At 69.9% G+C, this 21,751-nt stretch carries 21 protein-coding genes; 10 read left to right on the top strand and 11 right to left on the bottom strand.

The genetic code is table 11. The features are described from left to right. Nucleotides 1-18: 18 nt before the first annotated feature. The 4 genes from J7520_RS01070 to J7520_RS01085 all read left to right on the top strand — a co-directional run bounded on the left by J7520_RS01070 (nt 19) and on the right by J7520_RS01085 (nt 5,368). Complete coding sequence (locus tag J7520_RS01070; protein WP_291182894.1) at nt 19-1,500, top strand: heparin lyase I family protein; 1,482 nt, start codon at nt 19-21, stop codon at nt 1,498-1,500. A 162-nt stretch (nt 1,501-1,662) separates the two neighbouring features. Beyond that, a complete protein-coding gene (locus tag J7520_RS01075) occupies nt 1,663-4,962 on the top strand; it encodes a DEAD/DEAH box helicase (protein WP_291182896.1) in 3,300 nt (1,099 codons plus the stop codon). Nucleotides 4,963-4,994: 32 nt separating this feature from the next. Next, nucleotides 4,995-5,150: a hypothetical protein gene (locus J7520_RS01080; RefSeq protein ID WP_291182899.1), complete on the top strand. Its 156-nt coding sequence runs from the start codon at nt 4,995-4,997 to the stop codon at nt 5,148-5,150. Between the two features lie 86 nt (nt 5,151-5,236). Further along, nucleotides 5,237-5,368, top strand: coding sequence for a hypothetical protein (locus tag J7520_RS01085; RefSeq protein WP_291182900.1), 132 nt, complete (start codon nt 5,237-5,239; stop codon nt 5,366-5,368). A gap of 21 nt (nt 5,369-5,389) precedes the next feature. Here the strand turns inward: J7520_RS01085 and J7520_RS01090 are convergent, their stop codons facing one another. Genes J7520_RS01090 through J7520_RS01105 form a run of 4 tightly spaced genes read right to left on the bottom strand, consistent with a single transcriptional unit; the run spans nt 5,390 to nt 8,885 of the window. Then, nucleotides 5,390-6,073: an ATP-binding protein gene (locus tag J7520_RS01090; RefSeq protein ID WP_291182901.1), complete on the bottom strand. Its 684-nt coding sequence runs from the start codon at nt 6,071-6,073 to the stop codon at nt 5,390-5,392. After that, nucleotides 6,070-6,681, bottom strand: a complete 612-nt coding sequence (locus tag J7520_RS01095) for a DUF938 domain-containing protein (protein ID WP_291182903.1) — start codon at nt 6,679-6,681, stop codon at nt 6,070-6,072. Before J7520_RS01095 ends, J7520_RS01090 begins: the two co-directional genes overlap by 4 nt. A 37-nt stretch (nt 6,682-6,718) precedes the next feature. Beyond that, nucleotides 6,719-7,330: a hypothetical protein gene (locus J7520_RS01100; RefSeq protein WP_291182905.1), complete on the bottom strand. Its 612-nt coding sequence runs from the start codon at nt 7,328-7,330 to the stop codon at nt 6,719-6,721. A gap of 25 nt (nt 7,331-7,355) precedes the next feature. Further along, a complete protein-coding gene (locus tag J7520_RS01105; protein ID WP_291182907.1) occupies nt 7,356-8,885 on the bottom strand; it encodes a M91 family zinc metallopeptidase in 1,530 nt (509 codons plus the stop codon). Between the two features lie 217 nt (nt 8,886-9,102). Here J7520_RS01105 and J7520_RS01110 point away from each other — a divergent pair, with 217 nt between their 5' ends. Beyond that, nucleotides 9,103-10,332 carry a spore maturation protein gene (locus J7520_RS01110; protein ID WP_291182909.1) on the top strand — a complete coding sequence of 410 codons (1,230 nt, stop codon included), beginning with the start codon at nt 9,103-9,105 and terminating at the stop codon, nt 10,330-10,332. A gap of 15 nt (nt 10,333-10,347) precedes the next feature. Here J7520_RS01110 and J7520_RS01115 read toward each other — a convergent pair whose 3' ends face one another. Genes J7520_RS01115 through J7520_RS01125 form a run of 3 tightly spaced genes read right to left on the bottom strand, consistent with a single transcriptional unit; the run spans nt 10,348 to nt 11,588 of the window. Beyond that, entirely contained in the window at nt 10,348-10,710 is a 363-nt protein-coding gene (locus J7520_RS01115; protein ID WP_291182911.1) for a hypothetical protein, read from the bottom strand. A 48-nt stretch (nt 10,711-10,758) separates the two neighbouring features. Then, a complete protein-coding gene (locus J7520_RS01120) occupies nt 10,759-11,373 on the bottom strand; it encodes a DUF924 family protein (protein ID WP_291182913.1) in 615 nt (204 codons plus the stop codon). Between the two features lie 11 nt (nt 11,374-11,384). Continuing rightward, entirely contained in the window at nt 11,385-11,588 is a 204-nt protein-coding gene (locus J7520_RS01125) for a hypothetical protein (protein WP_291182915.1), read from the bottom strand. 141 nt (nt 11,589-11,729) lie between these two features. Here J7520_RS01125 and J7520_RS01130 point away from each other — a divergent pair, with 141 nt between their 5' ends. From J7520_RS01130 to J7520_RS01140, 3 genes are all read left to right on the top strand, one after another. Further along, complete coding sequence (locus J7520_RS01130; RefSeq protein WP_291182917.1) at nt 11,730-12,575, top strand: protein-disulfide reductase DsbD domain-containing protein; 846 nt, start codon at nt 11,730-11,732, stop codon at nt 12,573-12,575. A 34-nt stretch (nt 12,576-12,609) separates the two neighbouring features. Then, nucleotides 12,610-13,218: a redoxin domain-containing protein gene (locus tag J7520_RS01135; protein WP_291182919.1), complete on the top strand. Its 609-nt coding sequence runs from the start codon at nt 12,610-12,612 to the stop codon at nt 13,216-13,218. 64 nt (nt 13,219-13,282) lie between these two features. Continuing rightward, nucleotides 13,283-13,570 (top strand): YciI family protein, encoded by a 288-nt coding sequence (locus J7520_RS01140; RefSeq protein ID WP_291182920.1) that lies wholly within the window; start codon nt 13,283-13,285, stop codon nt 13,568-13,570. A gap of 19 nt (nt 13,571-13,589) precedes the next feature. On the opposite strand, the gene J7520_RS01145 is transcribed toward J7520_RS01140, so the two are convergent. The 3 genes from J7520_RS01145 to J7520_RS01155 form a co-directional block, all read right to left on the bottom strand. Further along, nucleotides 13,590-14,915, bottom strand: a complete 1,326-nt coding sequence (locus J7520_RS01145) for a TCR/Tet family MFS transporter (protein WP_291182922.1) — start codon at nt 14,913-14,915, stop codon at nt 13,590-13,592. Nucleotides 14,916-15,135: 220 nt separating this feature from the next. Beyond that, entirely contained in the window at nt 15,136-15,744 is a 609-nt protein-coding gene (gene folE, locus J7520_RS01150; protein WP_291182924.1) for a GTP cyclohydrolase I FolE, read from the bottom strand. An 85-nt stretch (nt 15,745-15,829) separates the two neighbouring features. Then, nucleotides 15,830-16,441: a helix-turn-helix domain-containing protein gene (locus J7520_RS01155; RefSeq protein ID WP_291182926.1), complete on the bottom strand. Its 612-nt coding sequence runs from the start codon at nt 16,439-16,441 to the stop codon at nt 15,830-15,832. A 90-nt stretch (nt 16,442-16,531) separates the two neighbouring features. Between J7520_RS01155 and J7520_RS01160 the strand changes: the two genes are divergently transcribed. Beyond that, complete coding sequence (locus tag J7520_RS01160) at nt 16,532-18,421, top strand: aspartyl protease family protein (protein WP_291182928.1); 1,890 nt, start codon at nt 16,532-16,534, stop codon at nt 18,419-18,421. Between the two features lie 70 nt (nt 18,422-18,491). Here the strand turns inward: J7520_RS01160 and J7520_RS01165 are convergent, their stop codons facing one another. Then, on the bottom strand, nt 18,492-19,676 hold the full coding sequence (locus tag J7520_RS01165) for a class I SAM-dependent rRNA methyltransferase (protein WP_291182930.1): 1,185 nt from the start codon (nt 19,674-19,676) through the stop codon (nt 18,492-18,494). A gap of 223 nt (nt 19,677-19,899) precedes the next feature. On the opposite strand from J7520_RS01165, the gene J7520_RS01170 reads away from it, so the two are divergent. Continuing rightward, nucleotides 19,900-21,504 (top strand): hypothetical protein, encoded by a 1,605-nt coding sequence (locus J7520_RS01170; RefSeq protein WP_291182932.1) that lies wholly within the window; start codon nt 19,900-19,902, stop codon nt 21,502-21,504. The last annotated feature ends 247 nt before the right edge of the window (nt 21,505-21,751 follow it).

Below are 21,751 nucleotides of genomic sequence, written 5' to 3' on the forward strand. Positions count from 1 at the left end.
CGCGATTGGGGAACGAACATGAACCGACGGCTTGTCCGGTTCGGGCGGCTGCTCCGCCTCGGCCGCCCGTATCTGATCGCGCTCTTCGTCGCGTCGCACGCGGCGACGGCTGCCGCGCAAAGCTCCGACTACATCCATGCCGACGGCTTCGACGGCGGCCTGCCGTGCGTTCAATTCGCCGCCGGCCAAGGGTGGTCGCACCAATCGCTCCCCGCCCAGCAGGGCGACTTCGCGATCCAGTTCGACGCGACACCCTCGGCGGACCACATCGACTCGGTGATCGGCCTTTCCGACGGTGCCGCCGACGCGTTCGACGATCTGGCCGCCGCCGTGTCCTTCCGGCCGGAAGGACACATCTCCGCGCGCAACGGCAGCGCCTATCCGGGCACGTCCATCGCCTACAGCGGCGGCGGCCGCTACCGGTTCCGCGTCGTCGTCCACCTGAGGCCGAGGGTGTATTCGATTTACGTGACGCCGCCGGGCGGCAGCGAACGGACGCTCGGCTCGAACTTCGCCTTCCGCACCCAGCAGGCGACCGCGTCGCGGCTCGATCAGCTCTCCAGCATCGTCGCCGGCCCCACGGGCTCGACTTCGGTGTGCGGTCTGCGCCTGGAAGCCGCGCCGCCGGCCGCACTCGAATACGGCTACCTGCCTCCGGTGCAGATCGTCGGCGGCGGAACGAACCCCGAGCCGGTGCCGGCCGGCTACATCCACCAGACGGCGTGGGACCTGCGCGACGGCGGGCCGGACATCGAAGGCGTCTACGCCCACGACTTCGGCAATTGGAAGTCGCTGGTCTGGCGCTGGGCCGATACGCGGCGCGTGGATTCGATCCAGCGCGTCCATCCCGGCCCTGGCACCGAGGCGCCGGTGTACCGCTTCGAACTGACCCAGGCCGACCGGCCCTCGTCCGGCACGGACGGCAATCATCCGCGCGCGGAGTTCTTTTCGGTCGATCCGGAAGAGGACCGCCGCGGACGCGTGCCGCCGCGCGAGAACATCATCCGCGACGGCGACGAGTACTGGGCCACCTACGCCCTCTACCTGCGCGGCGATTTTCCGCTGAACCATCAATGGGCCACGCTGGGCCAGCGCAAGTTCCAGAACGGCCGCAGGAATCCGGGGCAGTGGTTCACCTTGAACGTGCACCGCAACAACCTGGACTACAACGTGCCGCTCGGCGGACAAAGCGACTACCACTTCATCGCGAACGTGTCCGACGTGCTCGAGCGCTGGATCCAGGTGACGATCCACGAAAAGGCATCCTCCGGCAGCGACGGCCTGTTCGAGCTGTACATCGACGGCGCGCGCGTGGAGCGACGCGAGGGAGCCACCCTCGACCCCGGCGACATCAACTACAACTTCCACATCGGCTACTACCGCGAGAACGACGGCGGACCTTCCACCAGGCCCGGCACAGGCGTGGTCTACATGACGCCGCTGCTGATCCTGCGCGGCGCCAATCCGGCCGGCATGGATGCGGTGCCGAGCCTGCCGTGATGTAGAGGTCGCAGCCGGCGCACCGTCGCCGCGACGGTGGCGGTGCGCCGAAGCCGGAGCGCGAATGCGCCGTCGTCCCCGCGATCGCGGCGCCGGGCTGGACGCCGGCGCCGCGCGCGCGCAGGATGGGAAGTTTCCCCACCGACCGCATCGCGTTCGCGCATGGACGAATCGACCTTCCGGCTGTGGCTGTCGCAGCGCGCGGAATCCGCGCTGGGCCTGTCCACGCTCGAACAAGGCGCCGACTATCTGCGCCGCGGTCGCGTGCGCCGCACCTGGTACGACCGCAGCGACGCGAAGACCGGCGCGCTGCACGGCAGCGTGCAGGGCAGCGCGCCGGAGCCGTACACCGCCACCGTGCGCATCGCGCTGAACGGCTCGGCGCAGCCGCATCTGTACACGCAGTGCACCTGCCCGCTCGGCGGCGACTGCAAGCACGTCGCCGCGCTGGTGCTGAAGGCGCTCGACGCCGCCGCGCCGGTACCGCTGCTGCCGGTCGATCCGCCGCTCGGTCCGTGGGCGAGCTGGCTGGACACGCTCGAAGCGCCGGCCGCCGCTCCCGCCGAGAAGACGGCGGGGCCCGAGCGCGTGTTCGGTTTCGTGCTGCGCCTCGGCGCCGGCGCGCTGCCGGGCCTGCAGGCGCAGCCGGTCTGGCTGACGCCGGGCAAGCGCGGCGGCTTCGTCGCGCCGCGGCCGATCCAGCCGCATCTGGTCGGCGATCCGTGGGCCGGGCTCAGCGCGGCGCAGTTCGAGCACGTCGCGCAGCTGCGCATGCGCACGCCGGCGTCCGCCGGCGCGTATCTGCTGACCGAAGCGCGCGACGAAGCGCTGCTCGAAGCGCTGCTGGCCGACTATCCGTGCTTCATGGACCGGCCGTCGGCGCAGCGCATCGTGCTCGGCCCGCAGCGCGCGCTCGGCTGGCAGTGGCAGAGCTACGAGGACGGCAGCCAGAAGCTGATGCCGGTATTGGCCGAGGCCTCGCCGAAGGCGCGCCTGCTGCGCATCGGCCGGCTCTGGTACTGGGAACCGGCGCAGCGCGCGCTCGGCCTGGTCGACGCCGACGCCGAGGTCGCCGAGGCCGCGCTGCGCGCGCCGGTGCTGCTGCCCGAACAGGCCGCCCTGCTCGACGAACGCTGGCAACGCAGCCCGCGCCTGAAATCGCTGCCGGCGCCGACGCCGGCGGCGCAGCTGGAAACGCACAAGGTCACGCCGACGCCGGTGCTGACCCTGCGCGCGGTGCCGGCGCAGGCGCTCGGCCAGCCCTACCAGGCCGGCGGCGTGCGCCTCAGCTTCGACTACGACGGCCCGCGCCTGAAGTTCGCCGCCGCCGCCTCGCGCGAGCGGCGCCTGCACGACGGCCGCCTGCTCGAGATCGTGCGCGACCGTGCCAGCGAGATCGCCGCGATCGAACGCCTCGACAGCGTCGGCTTCGTCGACGCCGAACTGCTGCCGCGCATCGCCGGGGTCGCGCGCGGCGCTTTGCGCCAGGGCGACTTCGTCATCGAACACGGCCGCGGCCAGCTCGCCGCAGCGGATCAGGTGTTCGCGCTCGCCTCGCGCCTGCGTGAGCTCGGCTTCCGCATCGAATCGGAAGCCGATTTCCCGTTCGAGCTGGTCGACGAGCCGGACGACTGGTACGCCGAGATCGAGGAGTCCGGCAACGCCTGGTTCGACCTGCGCTTAGGGGTAGACGTCGGCGGCGAACGCGTCGACCTGCTGCCGATCCTGCATCGCCTGCTGGCTGACCCGCAGTTCCCGTTCACGCCGCGCAAGGGCGAGGCCGAGGACGCGGTCTGGCTGGTGCCTATCGACGCGCGCCGGCGCATTCCGCTGCCGCTGACCAAGTTGCGCGAACTGATCTCGCCGCTGCTCGAATGGCTGCAGACCACCGGCAACGAGGTCGCCGACGGCACGCTGCGCCTGCGCCGCTCGCAGGCCTCGGTGCTGCAGCAGCTCGGCCCGGACCTGCCGTGGCGCGGCGGCGAGCGACTGCGCGCCGAACTCGAGCGCCTGCGCGACGCGCGCATGCCGCTGGCCGAGCCGGAAGGCTTCCGCGCGAGCTTGCGCGGCTACCAGCGCGACGGTCTCGCCTGGCTCGGCTTCCTCGCCGACGCCGGCCTCGGCGGCATCCTCGCCGACGACATGGGCCTCGGCAAGACCGTGCAGCTGCTCGCGCATCTGCTCTCGGAAAAGCACCGCGGCCGCCTCGACGGTCCGGCGCTGATCGTCGCGCCGACCAGCCTGGTCGCCAACTGGCGCGAGGAGGCGGAGCGCTTCGCGCCGGATCTGTCGGTGCTGGTCCTGCACGGGCCCGCGCGCGCGGAACTGCATGCGGAGATTCCGCGGCACGACCTGGTCATCACCACCTATCCCCTGCTCGCGCGCGACGAGGACGCGCTCGCCGCGCACACCTACGCCCTGCTCGTGCTCGACGAGGCGCAGGCGATCAAGAACGCCAAGAGCCAGACCGCCCGGTCGGTGCGCAAGCTGCCGGCGCGACGGCGCCTGGCGATGACCGGCACGCCGCTGGAGAACCATCTCGGCGAGCTGTGGGCGCAGTTCGACGCGGTCGAGCCCGGCCTGATCGGCAGCGAGAAGAACTTCACCAAGTTCTATCGCACGCCGATCGAGAAGCGCGGCGACGTCGAACGTCGCGAGCGCCTGCAGCAGCGCATCGCGCCACTGCTGTTGCGCCGGCGCAAGGAAGACGTGCTCGACGACCTGCCGCCGAAGACCGAGATCGTGCGCAAGGTCGAGCTCGACGGCGCGCAGCGCGAACTCTACGAGACGCTGCGCCTGGCCCAGCACGAGCGCGTGCTGGCGGAGGTGCGCAAGCGCGGCATCGCGCAGAGCGGCATCGTCGTGCTCGACGCGCTGCTGAAGCTGCGCCAGGCCTGCTGCGATCCGCGCCTGGTCAAGCTCGAAGGCGCGCGCCGCGTCGACGGTTCGGCCAAGCTGGAACTGCTGCTCGATCTGGTCGACAGCCTCGTCGACGAGGGCCGCCGCGTGCTCGTGTTCAGCCAGTTCACCGAGATGCTCGGCCTGATCGGCGGCGCACTCGCCGAGCGCAAGCTGCGCTGGCAGATGCTGACCGGCGACACGCCCGCGCGCGAGCGCGGCGGCCTGGTCAAGCGCTTCCAGGAAGGCCGCGTGCCGCTGTTCCTGATCAGCCTCAAGGCCGGCGGCGTCGGCCTCAACCTGACCGCCGCCGACACCGTGATCCACTACGACCCGTGGTGGAACCCGGCGGTCGAGACACAGGCCACCGATCGCGCCCATCGCATCGGCCAGGACAAGGCCGTATTCGTCTACAAGCTGATCTGTTCGGGCACCGTCGAGGAGAAGATCCAGGCGCTGCAGCAGCGCAAGGCCGAACTCGCGCAGGCCGTGCTCGAAGGCGGCAGCACGCAGAGTCTGCGCTTCGACGAGGAAGACCTGGCCGAGCTGTTCGCGCCGTTGTAGTACGCGACCAGTCCGATCCGCTGGCGCGAGTCGTGGCCGAACCGATCGCGCTCGCGTCGACGAATGGCGCGATTGGGCACGCCGTTACCCACCTCGAAGTCCGCAAGCGAGAGGCTTGGCCGAGCGATTCGCCTTCGTCGACCGGACGATTCATCAGCGTGAATCGCGACGCAATCGACGCCCGCTGATAACAGCGTGATAACGCCGAGCCGACGCGACGCTCATGTCGCCGGCGCGAGACTGCACCCATCGTGCAACGAAAGGAGAAGCAGCAATGAAAACCTTGCTGAATCGCCTCACCTTGTCGGCCGCCGCGCTGGGCCTGCTGTTCGCCCTGGCGGGTTGCAAGCCGCCACCCGATCAGCAGCCGGCGCCAACACCGCCGAGCGGACAATCCAGTCGCTGACCTCGCATTCGCGACGCCGCCTCAGGCGGCGCCGCGTTCGAGCAGATCGACGTATTGGAAACGCCCGTCGCGCAGCACGCGCTCGCCCTGCGTGAGCGCGAGCGGTTCGGGCCACAACGGTCCGGCGTAGACGCAGGTGTGGAATTCGCCGTTCTCGCCGCAGGGATCGACACCGGGCGGTAAATCTTCGAGCAGGTGAGTGTCGTATTCGCGGCCGCAAAAGTCGGCCGCGAGCTGCCTCGTGTCGACGCAGCACAGGATCGCGCGATAGCCGCGGTCGACGAAATCCTGCGCGAGGCGCGCCGTGTCTTCGCCCCATAACGGAAACACGCCGCGCCAGCCGTGGCGGGCGAGCTGCGCTTCGCGCCAGGCGCGCACGTCGGCGAGGAACAGATCGCCGAATGCGACGGTGGCGAGTTCGGGTTCGACTTCGCGCGCGGTGGCGAGCGCGTGAGCGAACGCCGTCTCGTACGCGTCGTTGTCGGCATCTGCTGCGAGCTCGGCGACGTACAGCGGCAGGGCGAGGCTGGCTGCCTGGCGATGCAGGATCGAACGCCGCACGCCGTGCATGGCGATGCGGCCGTAGTCGGCGGTAACGGTGGTCAGCAGTCCTGCGACGCGATAGCGCGTGTCGGCGAGCAGGCGCTCCAGCGTCAGCGTCGCATCCTTGCCGCCGCTCCACGACAGCAGTACCGGCTCACTCACCGCACGCGACGCCACAAGCGCAGGCGGTTGTTCGCCGGCATCGCCACGTCGTCGACGAGATCGAATCCCGCCGCCGCGGCGAGCGCGTCGACCTCGGCCGCGTCGCGCAGGCCCATCTGCGGCGAGCGTGCCTTCAGCGAAGCGTCGAACGCGGCGTTGCTGTCGCTGGTGTAATGGCCGGCATGGTTGAACGGGCCGTAGATGGCGAGTTTCGCGTCCAGCGTCGTCGCCGCGGGCAGCGCGGCGAACAGCATCTGGACTTCGGGCCAGCTCATGATGTGCAGCGTATTGGCGCTGAACACGGCGTCGTAGGTTTCGCGCGGCCACACCCCGCCGACCTCGAGCGTCAGCGGCGGCGGCGTGTTGGCGAGATTGGCGTCGTCGAGCCACGCCTGCAGACCCGGCAGCGCCTCGGCGCGTTCGGACGTCTGCCAGCTCACATGCGGCAGCACCGGTGCGAAATACACGGCGTGCTGGCCCGTGCCGCTGCCGATCTCCAGCACGCGGCGGCGGTCGGCGAACCAGTCGCGCAGCACGGCGAGGATCGGATCGCGGTTGCGTTCGCAGGCCGCGGAGAAGGGTTTGTCGGGACGGCGGTCGTCGGTCATGCGTCAGTGTGCCCGGGTGGGGGGGGCCACGCGCATCCTACTTCGCTTCGAACTCGCGCTTGGCGGTGTCGAACCACGGCGTGCACAGCATCTTCTGCTTGCCGACGACCTCGAAGGACGCGCGCCACAGCTCGACGCCGTCGATCTTCTGCCGCGAGGAGAACAGCTCCTTGTCGAACGGCGCCACGCCGAGGCAGTAGCGCAGGCGCGCGGCGTCGCCGACGTCCACCAGCACGTCGCCGCCGAGTTCGGCGCCGGCGGCGACCCTCGCCGCGAGCGGCACCGGCGGCACGGTCGGCGCCGGCTTGCGCAGCGGCACGGCGCGGTGCAGCAGCGTCAGGCCGTCCTTGTCCTGCTCGGTCGTCGGCGCGGCCGGCGTGGCGGCCTTGAGCCGTCCCTGGGCGACGGCGAGGCTGTTGCCGCGATCGAACATCGCGACCGCCTGTCGGCTGCCGTTGTGCAGGAGATAGCGCAGGCGCAGCTCGCGCTTGCCGGCGTCGAAGCCGAACTGCGCGGTCAGGCGCAGCGCGCCTTCCTCGACGGTCGCGCTCGGCAAGGTGTCGTCCGTCATCGGCGGCGGATCCGGCAGGCGCTGCGCCGCGGCGGTACTCACCGCCGTGGCCAGCAGCAACGGAATGATCGCGTTCACGCGCCGAGCTTAGACGCGCGAATGTTCAGAGCGCGTAATGCAGGCGCAGATCCAGGCCGAGTTCGGCGCGCAGGCCGTTCTCGCTCAGCGCGACCGGATTGGCGGTTGTCTTCGGCGTGGACGGGTCGCGGTCGAAGTCGAACTTCACGCCGCTGTTCTCCAGGCCGACGGCCTGGCGCTCGGAGTTCGGCACGCCGGCGTTGCGGTCCTGCGCGTCGCTGCCGCGATAATCGCCCGGCTGGAACGTGCCGGTGACCGCGTTGTAGGCGTGCGACATCTCGTGGAACAGCACGCCGACCGGCGCCGGGAACGCGTCCATGTGGAACGAGGGGTTGTAGGCGATGACTGCGTCGTCGCCCTTGCCGGCGCGGCCGCGGGTGATCTCGGTGTCGGCCCAGGTGCCGCCGGCGGCGACGTCGGGCATGGTGTAGCCGTTCTCTTCGTTGGACAGCTCGCGGATCGTCACGCTGTTGCCGTTGGCGGCGGCGCGGTCGAACTCGGCCAGCATCTGGCGGCCGACCGGCGAGGCCTGCAGGAAGTCCATGTCGGCCTGCACGCGCTGCACGAAGGCCGGCGAGCCTTCCAGCTTGACGCCCTTGGCGCCCGGCGAGCCGGTCAGGTCGACGTTGACGACCTGGTTGCTGGCGCCCTTGGCCGCGGTGAAGGTATCCACGCCCTGCTGCGCGTAGACGACGTCCTTGCCGGCCGCGTTGTCGACCGTGTCGGTGCCCGCGCCGGTGTAGACGCGGTCGTCGCCGGCGCCGCTGATCAGGGTGTCGTCGCCGACGCCGCCGGAGAGCATGTCCTGGCCGTCGCCGCCTTCGAGGCGGTCGTTGCCGGCGCCGCCCTCGAGGTAGTCCGCGCCGGCGCCGCCGAGCAGGGTGTCGTCACCGTCGCCGCCGTAGACGACGTCGTTGCCGGCGCCGGCGTCGATGACGTCGTTGCCGCTGTTGCCGAAAACGTCGTCGCTGCCGGCGCCGGTGGAGATCTTGTCGTTGCCGAGGCCGCCGTCGACGATGTCGTTGCCGGCGCCGGTGGTGATGGTGTCGTCGCCCGCACCGCCGTCGACGATCAGGTTGACCTTGACGTCGGAGGCGACGTCGATGGTGTCGTTGCCGTCGCCGCTGCGCACGGTCAGCGCCTGCGCGTCGGCCATCTCGAACTGGTAGGCCTTCCCGTTGACGTCGACGGCGAGCGAGCCGTCGGTGTTGTTCTTCACCGCGATGCGGTCGTCGCCGCGACCGGTGGTCACCACCAGCTGGTCGGAACTGACGTACTGGCCGCCCTGGCCGTCGTCGGCGAGGGTGCGCTCGCGCGCGATGGAGACGTCGCCGTCCTGGTGCAGCGGATCGACCGCGATGGTCTTGCCGTCCGGCGTCTGCCGCGTGGTGCGCGCGCCGCTGTTGCTCGCGTTGCCGTCGATGCGCGTGCTGGTGTCACCGGTCGCGCGCGCCGCGCCGAGGTCCAGATCGCCCGCCTTGGCGTACTGCGTGGCGCTCGGCTGCACTTCGCGGAAGGAGGATTCGTTCGGACGGACGGCGGAAACCGGAGACATGGCGTACCTCGACGTTCGATTCGGAAATTCTGGGGAAACGCCGTCCGCTGGCGAGGGTGGATCACACCGTACGCCCGCGTACTGGCCACGTCAGCCTCGGGCGTACCCGAGTTCGGGTTTTCCCTAGGCCGGGCGAGTCGAGCCGGCGCGGGTGACGCGCGCGCCGCGACCCGCTTAGGATGCCGGCGCGGCGCCTCGCCGCTCGGCGACCGTCTCGATGCTCAACCGTCTCTGGCTCGGCTTCTTCCTGACCGCCACCGTCGCCGCGCTGGCGCAATGGCTGGTCGGCGGCAACGCCGGCGTGTTCGCCGCGATGGTCGGCAGCCTGTTCGAGATGGCCAAGCTGTCGGTCGAGGTGATGATCCTGCTGTTCGGCACGCTGACTCTCTGGCTCGGCCTGCTGCGCATCGCCGAGGCGGCCGGCGTCGTCGACGTGCTCGCGCGCTGGCTCGGGCCGCTGTTCGGGCGGCTGATGCCCGAGGTGCCGCGCGGCCATCCGGCGATCGGGCTGATCACGCTGAACTTCGCCGCCAACGCGCTCGGCCTCGACAACGCGGCGACGCCGATCGGCCTGCGCGCGATGCGCGAGCTGCAGACGCTCAACCCGAGCGCCGACACCGCCAGCAATGCGCAGATCCTGTTTCTGGTGCTGAACGCCTCGTCGCTGACCCTGCTGCCGGTGTCGATCTTCATGTACCGCGCGCAACAGGGCGCGGCCGACCCGACCCTGGTGTTCCTGCCGATCCTGCTCGCCACCAGTGCCTCGACGCTGGTCGGCTTGTTCTCGGTCGCGTTCATGCAGCGCCTGAAGCTGCACGACCCGGTGGTGCTGATCTGGCTCGCCGTGGTCGGCCTCCTGCTCGGCGGCTTCATGGCGGTGCTGGCGACGTTGTCGGCGACGGCGCTGGCGGGGCTGTCCTCCCTGCTCGGCAACCTGACCCTGTTCGCGATCGTGATCGCGTTCCTCCTCGCCGGCGCCTGGCGCAAGGTGCCGGTGTACGAGAGCTTCGTCGACGGTGCCAAGCAGGGTTTCGAGGTCGCGAAGAACCTGCTGCCGTATCTGGTCGCGATGCTCTGCGCCGTCGGCGTGCTGCGCGCGTCCGGCGCGCTCGATTTCGCCCTCGACGGCATCCGCTGGCTGGTGCACGCGTTTGGCTGGGACACGCGCTTCGTCGACGCGCTGCCGACCGCCCTGGTCAAGCCGTTCTCCGGCAGCGCCGCACGCGCGATGCTGATCGAGACGATGAAGACCCACGGCGTGGACAGCTTCCCGGCGCTGGTCGCGGCGACCGTGCAGGGCAGCACCGAGACCACCTTCTACGTGCTGGCGGTCTATTTCGGCGCCGTCGGCATCCAACGCGCGCGGCACGCGGTCGGCTGCGCCCTGCTCGCCGATCTCGCCGGCGTGATCGCCTCGATCGCGGTGTGCTACTGGTTTTTCGGTTGATCGCCGCCGTCGCGCTCAATCGCCGAAGCGACGCTCGCAGTAGGCCATCTCGGGAACCGATTCGAGGTAGCGGCAGAAGTAGAACGCCGCCTTGATCTCGCCGCCGGCGTCGCGCTCGATCGTCCACTTCTTCTTGGACAGCTTGCGGCAGGCATCGGCGACGTAGGCGCTGCCCGGCGTCACGTTCACCGCCTGCCCTTCGGGCGCTCCCTCGTGCACGCTGTGCAAGGTGCAGAAGCGGACCTGGCCGTCGTCGCCCGGGACCAGCTTCAGCACGACCGAGTAGCCGCTTTCCGGCGGCAGGTCCTCGGCGAAGCGGGGCGGCGCCGCAATCGCCGAGGCGGCGACGCAGGTCAAGACGAGCGCAATGCTCTTCATGCGGTTCGGTCCGGCCGTACGAGCGGACGCCAAGGATGCCGGTTCCGGCTAGAACGAGGAACCCGGCTGGCGCAGGAATTCGCTCTCCGCCTCGGTCGAGGCGCGCCCGAGCGTCGCGTTGCGGTGCGGAAAGCGGCCGAAGCGCGCGACGATGTCGCGATGGCGCACGGCGTAGTCGAGATAGTCGTCGCAGCGCGCGCGCAGCGCGGCGGGCGCGGCGTTGCGCAAGGTCGTGAACAACGCGACCGAATGCTGCTGGTCGGCCAGCGATTCGGAATGCTCCAGCGGCAGATAGAAGAACACGCGCTCGCACAGGCGCAGGTCGCGGTCGATGCCCAGGCGCAGGCCGTCGTCGACCCAAGCGCGCGCCAGCGCATCGTGCGCGAACGCGCGCGCAGCGCCGCGGAACAGGTTGCGGGAAAACTGGTCGACCAGGATCACCAGGGCGAGCCGACCGTGCGGCACGGCGAGCCAGGGATCGAGCTCGCCGGCGACCGCCTCGTCGTGCAGCGCGGCGAATCGCGCGCGGATCTCCGCGTCGACGGCCGCACCCGCGCCGAACCACAGCGCGCCTTTCTCGGCGAACACGTCGGCATCGTCGACCGACGTGCCGAACCAGTGGTCGAGCACGTCGCGTGCGCGCGGATCGAGTGCGGCGTCCATGCCGTGCCGCCTCAGCGCGTCGCCGGTCGTCCGCCGAGCAGGCGTGCCGGCAGCAGGATGATCGCGCGCAGCAGCTCGAACACGCCCTCGACGGCGAAGCCGATCAGGCGGAACGGCAGCAGCAGCAACCAGACGATCGGGTACAGCACCAGCGCCAGCAAGGCCAGCGGCCAGCAGAACACCAGCAGCAACACCCAGAGCAGAAAAGTCAGCATCGGCATTCCTCGCATCGATCTCGACGCATCACGACGATGCCCAAAATGGGGACGATGCGGGAGTGCCGAAAGGGGTGCTGCGGCCGCCGTTACGGATTGCTAACCTCGATTCGTCTACGTTACCGGCGAGGACCACGCGCGATGCTCCGACTCGCTACCGCCAGCCTGCTCGCCTTCTCCGCCGCGACGTCGATCGCGGCGCCGGCGAAGGACGACGCCGAGCCGGTACAGGTCGAACTGGTCGCCGAGCACACGGCGCTGGTGCCGGGCCAAGCGGAACAGTTCGGCCTGCTGCTGCGCCACCAGCCGCATTGGCATACCTACTGGGTCAATCCCGGCGATTCCGGGTTGCCGACGACGCTGGAGTGGACGCTGCCGGCCGGCTTCCAGGCCGACGCGATCGCCTGGCCGGTGCCGAAGCGCTTCGAGGTCGGCGGCCTCTACAACTTCGGCTACGACGGCGAAACGCTGCTGCCGATCTCGATCGCGGTGCCGGCCGAGGCCACCGTCGGTTCGACCGTGCGCGCCACGGTCACGGCGAAATGGCTGATGTGCCGCGAGGAATGCATCCCGGGCAAGGCCAGCCTCAGCATCGAACTGCCGGTCGTGCGCGAGGACGCCAAGCCCGACACGCGCTGGATCCGGCAATTCTCCGACGCCCGCCTGGCGCAGCCGCAGGCGACCGCCTGGAAGGCGAGCGCGCGCGAGGACGGCGATCGCTTCGTCGTCACGCTGAGCGGTCCGGGCCTGCCGCCGGCGGCGGCGACACTCGACGCGTTCGTCGCACAGAGGAAGGTGTTCGACAACAAGCCGCCGACGATCCGCCGCGACGGCGACGCGGTGATCGTCGAAGCCGGCAAGAGCGAATACTTCACCACCGCGCCGTCGGACATCGAGCTGTGGCTGACCGCCGACGGCGTCGGAGGACCGCGCGGCTGGCGCGTGCGCGCGCCGCTCGCCGCGAATCCGCCGGCGACCGCGCCGTGACGTCGTTGCCCCTTCCCCGAACGAGAGAACCCTCATGAAAGCGATTCGCCTGCTTTTCTCCACCGCGCTCAGCCTCGCCGCCGTGCCGGCGATGGCCAACGTCGCGGTCGGCCAGCCCGCGCCGGATTTCAGCGCGACCGACAGCCACGGCTACACGCAGACCTTGTCGCAGTACAAGGGCAAGACCGTCGTGCTCGAGTGGAACAATCCCGGCTGCCCGTTCGTGCAGAAGCACTACTCCAGCGGCAACATTCCCAAGCAGCAGGCCGACGCGGTCAAGGACGGCGTCGTCTGGCTGACGATCAATTCGGGCGCGGACGGCAAGCAAGGCCATCTCGACACGAAGGGCGCGCAGGAATTCCTCACGCAATACCACGCCGCGCCGACCGCGTACCTGTTCGACGGCGACGGCAAGATCGGCCATGCCTACGGCGCCAAGACGACGCCGCACCTGTACGTCATCGACGGCAGCGGCACGCTGCGCTACATGGGCGGCATCGATTCGATCGCCAGCGCGGACAAGGAAGATCTCGCCAAGGCGACACAGTACGTGCCGCAGGTGCTGGCCGAGCTGAAGGCCGGCAAGGCGGTCAGCGTGCCGACGTCCGAGCCGTACGGCTGCAGCGTGAAGTACGCCCCCTAGGACCGCACTCGGGGCGACAGAATTACACGGGCGGCTCGGCCGAGCCGCCTGCTTCGAGGTGCGCGTGGCCCATTTCCTGGTCAGGCTCGGCGATGCACGGTCTGAGAAGATGACTCCCTCCCTGGTGCAGGACCACGTCGCCTGGCTTGCCGGCTTGTCGAACGCCGGCACAGTGATCCTGTGCGGCCCGTGCAGCGATGGAACTGCGATCCTCGTGCTGCAGTGTCCGACGCAGGAGGAGGCGGAGAGGATCGCCGGAAGCGATCCTTTCGCCAGGGAGGGCGCGTATGCCGAACGATCCGTCATCGGTTTCCGCCTGGCCTCACCCGAGAACCATTTCCTGCTGGGCTGAGCCGTGAACCGCTCGGCCTTCAGCGCGCCTCGTCGGTCGCGGGCCGCACGTCGAGTTCGGCCTTCTCCGCGACAGCCTCCGGCGCGATCGTCGCGATCGGCATCGCCGGGGCGATCGCCGTCGGCAGCGAGGCGGAAGAACGCGCGGCGAGCAGCCATGCGGCGCCGACCATCACCGCGGCGAGGCCGAAGGTGATGCCGGCCCAGGCGTCGTGCAGGTTCGCGTCGGTGACGGCAGCGAAAGTGCGCGTGAACAAGGTCGGCGCGAGGATGCCGGCGACGCTCGACAGGCTCGCGATCGCGCCCTGCAGGCGGCCCTGCTCGGTCGGGTCGACCTGGTGCGAGATCAACGCCTGCGCGGCCGGACCGGCGACGCCCCACAGCGCGGCGATCGGCGACGCCGCCCAGAACCAGTAGCCGGTCGGCGCGAGGCCGTACAGCGCGAAGCCGAGCGTGCCGCAGGCGAGGCCGATCAGCAGCGTGCGCCGCTCGCCGAAGCGCGCGACGATCTTCTTGACCAAGCCGCCCTGCACGATGATGCCGAGCACGCCGACCAGACCGAGCGTGTAGCCGACCATCTTCGGGCCCCAGCCGAAGCGGTAGTCGGCGTACAGCACGAACGTGCTCGGATAGACGATATGCGCGAGCGCCATCAGGAACAGCACGCCGATCAGACCCCACACCTGCGGATAGCGGCGCAGCAAGCGCAGCGAACCGATGGGGTTGGCGTGGCTCCAGTCGAAGCGCGGCGAGCGTTTCTCCGGCGGCAGGGATTCGGGCAGCACGATCAGGCCGTAGAGGAAGTTCGTCAGCGCCAGACCCACCGCGAGCCAGAACGGCAGCCGCGGATTGACCTCGCCGAGCACGCCGCCGATCGCCGGTGCGATGACGAAGCCGATGCCGAACGCCATGCCGATCATGCCGAACGCGCCGGCGCGCTTTTCCGGCGGCGTCACGTCGGCGACGTACGCGTTCGCGGTGCTGAAGCTCGCCGCGGTGATGCCGGAGATCAGGCGACCGATGAACAGCAGCGGCAGGCTGTTGACCAGCGCCATCATCAGGAAATCGAGACCGAGGCCGAGGTTGGAGAGCAGGATCACCGGCCGCCGTCCGAAGCGGTCCGACAGCGCGCCCTGCACCGGCGTGAACAGGAACTGCATCGCCATGAACGCGGTGGCGAACCAGCCGTACCAGACCGCCGCTTTCGAGACGTCGCCGTTCAGGAAACCTTCGATCAGGTGCGGCAGCACCGGGATGATCAGGCCGAACGATAGGATGTCGATCAGCACGGTCACGAAGATGAAGATCAGCGCGGCGCGCCGCGGCTCGGTGGGGGAGGCGTTCAAGCGGGTATCCGGCGGTCGAGGGCGGCGTGGGCGCGCAGCTTAGCCGATCGCGTGTCGCGCGGATTGTACGAATCGGCGATCGCCGCCCGTGCCGTCGACGCCGTTGCTCGGCACGGCGCGATGCAGTTTTCGCCGCCGGCCGGGCCGGTGCCGGCCGATCGCGGCGCTCCGGAAGTGCGCGGCAAGATCCAAGCGTCGGGCGGCGGCGCCCGACGTGCGGTCAACGGTTGTGGATGTCGATGAAGCGCAGGAACTCGGCGCGCGTGCGCGCGTCCTCGCGGAAGCTGCCGTGCATCTGACTGGTGATCATCGACACGCCGCGCTTGTGCACGCCGCGGGTGGTCATGCACTGGTGCACGGCGTCGACGACGACGCCGACGCCGCGCGGCTTGAGCACGTCCTCGATGCAGTGCGCGATCTGCGCGGTCAGTTTTTCCTGCACCTGGAAGCGCCGCGCGTAGGCATCGACCACGCGTGCCAGCTTGCTGATGCCGACCACCTTGTCGGTCGGCAGGTAGCCGACGTGGGCGCGGCCGATGATCGGCGCCATGTGGTGCTCGCAGAACGATTCGAACTCGATGTCGCGCAGCACGATCATCTCGTCGTAGCCGGCGACTTCCTCGAAGGTGCGGCGCAGGTAGTCGGCCGGATCGGTGGCGTAGCCGGAGAACCAGTCGCGATACGCCAGGGCCACGCGCTTGGGCGTGTCGAGCAACCCTTCGCGCGCGGGATCCTCGCCGGCCCAGCGCAGCAGGACGCGGATCGCGTCCTCGGCCTGCGTCTGGCTGACCGGCTCGATCTTCTTCACGGACGGCTTGGACTTCTTCATGCGGCTGCCTTGCGAACTGCGAGCGCGAAGTCTAGCAAGATGTCGCGCGCGGGCCGCGCCGTCGTTCCCGCCGGCGCGGCCGCGATCAGGCGCTGCGCTGGCGTTTCTTCGGTGCCGCCTCGCCGCGACGCGCCGGGCGCGCGTCGATCGGCGCCAGCACCCACGACAACGCGATCAGGCGCCCGCCGCGCTTCTTGCGCGGTTGCTGCAGCAGGTCCATCAGGCGCGTCAGCAGGCGATTGATCTCGGCGAGGTCGTCCGCGCCGACCCAGCCCTTGCCGCGCGCCGCCCACAGTTCGCGCCGCGGCCCCTCGACGACCGAATCGCCGTCGGCGATCGCGCGCGCGAAGTCGCGTCCGGCCACGCGCAGCACGCTGGCGGCGACGCGTTCGACCGCCTTGGCGTTGGCGGTGGCGCCGGGCCGGTAGCGCAGACGCAGGCGGTCGCCGCGGCGCGTGCGCGTGCGATAGCGCCGGCCGTCGGCGGCGATCTCCTCCTCGATCAGCCCGCCGGCGGCGAGCTGGCGCAGATGGTAGTAGAGCCCGTCCGCGGGACGTCCGAGCTGGGCCGCCAGCTCGGCCACCGAAACGGCGCCGCCGAGCGCCTCCAGCGTGTCGACGATCTCGATGCGCGCCGGCGAGGCCAGCAGGCCGATCTCGTCGGCGGTTTCCAGTACCGCCCGCTTCCTCCGTGCCATCGGTTGGGTTGCCTCTTTTGAAATTTCATTGAATTATTCAAATAACGGCGCCGCTATGCAAGCGCCGCCGAATCACCACGGAGAACGACGATGTTGAAGCACGTTTGTGCGAGCCTGCTGCTGCTCGCGGCGGTTTCCGCCGGTGCGCGGAGCGCGCCGGCGGACGACGCGGCCGCGCTGTTCGCGCGCTACAAGGAAGCCAGCGGCGGCGCGCACTGGGACGCGGCGAAGACGCTCGAAAGCCACGGCAGCCTGAGCGCCGGCGGACTCGACGGCACGTACCGCGCGATCCAGGACCTGGTGCGCGGACGCTCGGCCAGCCAGTACCGGCTCGGCCCGATCGAGGGCGCCGACGGCTACGACGGCCGCATCGGCTGGACCCGCGATCCGGGCGGCGAAGTCGCGCTGCTCGACGCCGCCGAAGCCAGGCGTCGCGCGTCGAGCCAGGCCTGGCTCGACGCGCACGGCTACTGGTATCCCGAGCGCCATCCTGCGCGTCTGGATCGGGCCGAGGTTCGCGAAACGGACGGGCATCGCTACGACGTCGTCACCGCGACGCCGGACGGCGGCGACCCGGTCGGCCTCTGGTTCGATCCGGCCACGCACCTGCTCGCCCGCGTCGTGCAGCGCCAGGGGCAGGACACCGCCACCACCGTGTTCGACGATTGGCGCAACGTCGACGGCCGGCGCCTGCCGTTCCGCTCGGTCACCGATCTCGCCGACGCCGACGGCCGCATCGAGCCGCGCCAGCGCACCGAGGTGCGCATCGAGCGCGTGGCGTGGAACGTGCCGGTGAAGGACGCCGACTTCGCCGCGCCGGCGATGGCGCCGACGGCGCGCATCGACAATGTGGCCGGTGTCACGCGGATCCCTTTCCAGCTGGTCAACAACCACATCTATGTCGACGGCGAGCTGGACGGCAGGAAGGCGCGCTTCCTGGTCGACACCGGCGGCGCGAACCTGCTCACGCCGGCGGCGGCGGCGAAGTTCGGTCTGAAGGGCGAAGGCAAGCTGGCCGGGCGCGGCGCGGGCGACGAAACCGTCGACGTCGCGTTCGCCCATGCGAAGGAAGTCCGCGTCGGCGACGCCAGGCTGGCCGAGCCGGTGTTCATGATCATGGATCTCGGCTCGCTGCCCGCCGTCGAAGGCTTCGAGAGCGACGGTCTGGTCGGCTACGAGATGTTCCGCCGCTTCGGCGTCACCATCGACTACGCCGCGCACGAGCTGATATTGGCCGACCCGGCGAAGTTCACGCCGCCGCCGGCCGCCACCGCGGTGCCGTTCGAGCTGGCCGAGCGCATTCCGATCGTCGCCGGCAAGCTCGACGGCGTGCCGCTGCGCATCAGCGTCGACACCGGTTCGCGCGTGTCGCTGACCATGCACTCGCCGTTCGCGAAGGAGCACGGCCTCGCGGCGAAGTACCGCGCCGCGCCGGAGGCGGTGATCGGCTGGGGTGTCGGCGGCGCGTCGCGCGGCCGGCCGGTGCGCCTGGGTCGGCTCGAACTCGGCGCGGTGGCGATCGACGGCGTCGCCGGCGATCTCTTTCTCGGCGAGAAGAGTGCGTTCGCCGCGGTCGATCCGCAGGCCAATCTCGGCGGCGGCGTGCTGAAGCGCTTCACGGTCGCGTTCGACTACGCGGCCAAGCGCATGTACCTGGCGCCGAATGCGGACTTCGCCAAGCCCGACGCGTTCGACCGCAGCGGCCTGTGGCTGCTCGGCGCCGGCGAGGGACTGAAGATCGTCGACGTCGCCGCCGACAGCGCCGCCGCGCGCGCGCGACTGCGCGACGACGATCTGATCACGGCGATCGACGGGGAAGCGGTCGCGAAGCGGTCGCTGTCCGAATGGCGCCAACGCCTGCGCGATCTGCCGGCCGGCACGCACCTGGCCGTCGACTATCGCCGCGGCGACCGGTCGATGCGCGCGGAGCTGGTGCTGGCCGACCGCATTCCGGCGACGAGTCCCGCTGCCGGCAAGTGAAGCATCGGGAAGTCCTCGTCATCCCCGCTTTCGCAAGGATGACGAGGATCCGGATTTTCCGGTGCGCCGATTACTCGACGCGGCAGAGCGCGGCCTTGAGATAGCGCGATTCGGGCACGTGCGCCTGCCACGGATGATCGGGGCCGGCACCGCTGACCTTGAGCACCTGCACCGTGCGGTTGGCATAGAACGCCGCGCGGCGCAGCATGTCGAGGAACTGCTCCTCGCTGACCAGCCCGGTGCACGAGCAAGTCAGGAAGATCCCGCCCGGCTTGACCGCGCCGAGCGCGAGCTTGTTCATGTCGAGGTATTTCTTCAGCGCCGGAATGACCTGCTCGCGATCGCGTGTCATCTTGGCCGGATCGAGGATGACGACGTCGAACTGCTTGGCGTTGTTCGCCGCCGCGTCGCGCAGCCAGTGGAAGATGTCGGCCTGCACGAAGCGCACGCGCGCCTTGTTCAGGCGCGCGTTCTTCTCGGCGATGCCGAGGATCTCCTCGTCGAGGTCGACGCCGACCACTTCGTCCGCGCCGCCGATGGTCTTGGCGTAGATGCCGAAGCCGCCGGAGTTGCAGCACAGGTCGAGCACGCGCTTGCCGGCGCAGAACTCCGACAGCGTCTTGCGGTTGTCGCGCTGGTCGGCGAAGAAACCGGTCTTGTGCTTGGTGCCCGGCGCGGCGTGGAAGCCCACGTCGTGCTCGCGGATCACCGTCGGCGTCGGCGGCGAGGGAATGCCGCAGTCGAAGCTTTCCTGCTTCTGCACGTGCTCCTCGGCGAACCAGTACAGATTCGCGTCGGGGAAGTGCTCGAGCAGGCAGCGCCGGATCAGGTCGCGCTGGCGGAACATGCCGGCGGAGAAGTATTCGATCACCAGCGTGTCGGCGAAGCGGTCGACGACCAGGCCGGACAATCCGTCGCCTTCGGAGTGGATCAGGCGATAGGCGTCGGTGACCGCGTCGAGCTTCAGCACCTCGCGCCGCAGCGCGACGGCCGCGGCGATGCGACGGGCGAAGAACGCCTCGTCGACGGCCTCGTCCGGATCGGCGGTCAGGACGCGCAGCGCGATGCGCGAATGGCCGTTGTAGAAACCGCGGCCGGCGAACGTGCCCTCGCGATCGACAATATCGACGATCGTGCCAGGTTTCGGCTTGTTCGCCGGCTTTTCGACCATTTTCTGGAAGATCCAGGGATGGTTCGAACGTCGCTCGGTCTTCAGCTGGATCAGGGGCAGGGCGCCCGCGGCGGTATGGCTCATGCCGCGAATGATACCGAAGCGCTCGTTCAGCCGTCCGGAAAGCGGCAGGTCCGGCGTCGCGGCTTAGGGTTTTCCCCAATCCCTCCCGTCTTTTGCTTGCGGTATAAGACCCACTCCACCCGTTCGTTCCGTCCAGACGAGGCCGAAAGTCATGGGCTTAAATGTAGGCCGAGGAGGCGGTATCGATCCCGCCGTCGCCGCTGGGCTCCAGGGAACCCAGCACGTGCCCGACGGAACCCGTTCCGGCGGTGGCGTCCAGAACCAGAACGACCAGGGCCAGAACGTCGACGACGGCGGTACCGACAACGACGGGCAGAACGTCAACCGACAGCCCTCCGAGCGCGACCCCGAGAATTCCAAAGGGGATGTGACGCAGCGCTCGGGCGTGCGGGATACGCCGCGCCAGGAAGGCCGGCCACCGCCGTCAAATCCGTCGAACACCGGTGGACCGCCCATCAACACGGGTGGGCCGCCGGTCAACAACGGCGGAAACATCCCTCGCGGCAACGCCTTCGGCGTGCAGAACCAGATGCATCCGGGTCAGCAGATGGAGACCCTGAGCGGAACCCTGGGCGGCGTCATCAAGACCGTCGGCGGCGTGCTCGATACGACGCTGGAAGGTGTCGGCCGCTTGCTCGGCGGGGGAAACCAGCTCAATCCGGACACCTCCTCCTCCAGGATCACACCGGACGACCAGGGCCAGAACCATCAGGGGCCGAACGGCCACAATCACGGGCATCCGGATACGCCCAGGCCCATCGGCGCGCCGGCCCATTCGGAGCGGACGCAGCCGAATCTTCCGGGCGGGCCGCACAACGAGGGCGGCCCTCCGTCCTCCAACCGCGCGAACGACGGACGGCCGACGACGCCGATGGGCGGCAACGAAGGCGCATCGAATCCGACTTCCAGCCGGGGCGGCAACGTCACCGAGCTGCGCACCGGCCAGCCGCAGGCATCGCCGTCGTCTGCGCAGACCTCGCCCTCGTCCCAGACGTCCCAGCCTGCGCAAACCCAGGCGCAACAGGCGACGAACCGCGCCGCTACGCCGATGGCGCAGCCCGTGCCGTTGAGCGGCTTCGTGGGAACCGGGCAGGCCGCAGGCGTCCTGGCGCAGGCGACCGCGCAGGGTGCACTGCCGTCCTCGATTCCCGGACAACTGGCGAACCTGGCCGCCGGCGCGGCGGGGTTGCTCGGCCAGCAGACCGCGGAAGCCCGCCAGGCGTCGACCACGGCCACTCCGCAGCAATTGCCTGCGCAGAACGAGAACGCGGCGCGCGACCTGCGCAATTCGCCGACGCAGCTGCCGCAGGCGCCGGCCGACGCCAAGCGTCCGCCGGACATGCCCGCCGACAAGGCGCTGACGAAGACCCCGAACGAAGCGCAGACTCAGCAGCAGGCGCGCACGCAGAACGACGCGCAGACGCGGCCGCAGACCGATCTGCGCACCGTCAACCAGCAACGTCCCGCCGACGCGCAGCAGACGCTGCGCACCGAAGGCGACGCTAAGGCCCTGCGCGAGGGATTGGAGAAAACCAAGCTCGTGCAATCGGCCGAAACGGCGCGCACCAGTCCGCTCGGCGAGGACGCGAAAAAGGCCGCTCAATTGGCCACGAACGCCACCGGGCGCGCCGCGGCCGGCACCGTCGAGTCGCTGCGCCAGGCGCTGGACTGGGTCGGCCAGCAGGTGCGCGGCGTCGGCGCCGATCCCAAGACCGACTCCGAAGGCGTCACCGCGATGCGCGTCGTCGCCGGACTGGTCATCGCGGCCACGGTCGTCGGGGTCGCGATCGCCGTGCTGTACGCGATCCGCATCGCCTTCGTGCCGTAACTGGCTGTCCGCGGGCCCGCTCGCGGACGAATAACCCCCTGAACGCGCGTGCCGCCACTGGCACGCGCGTGGAGCTTGCCACGGCACGGTCGCGCCGCTATTGTCGCGACCGCAGAAGGGGAGTAGCTCCCGCTGCCGCGATCGTCAGCACGAGTCTCGATTCTCACGCGAATCGAAAACTCCGGTCCGGCAGGCAGGTTCCAGCGAACCTGCGAGCGAGACCTTCGCGGACTACGGTGAAGGTGCG

It is taken from the genome of Dokdonella sp. (assembly GCF_017744955.1).
Taxonomy (GTDB): Bacteria; Pseudomonadota; Gammaproteobacteria; order Xanthomonadales; family Rhodanobacteraceae; genus Dokdonella_A.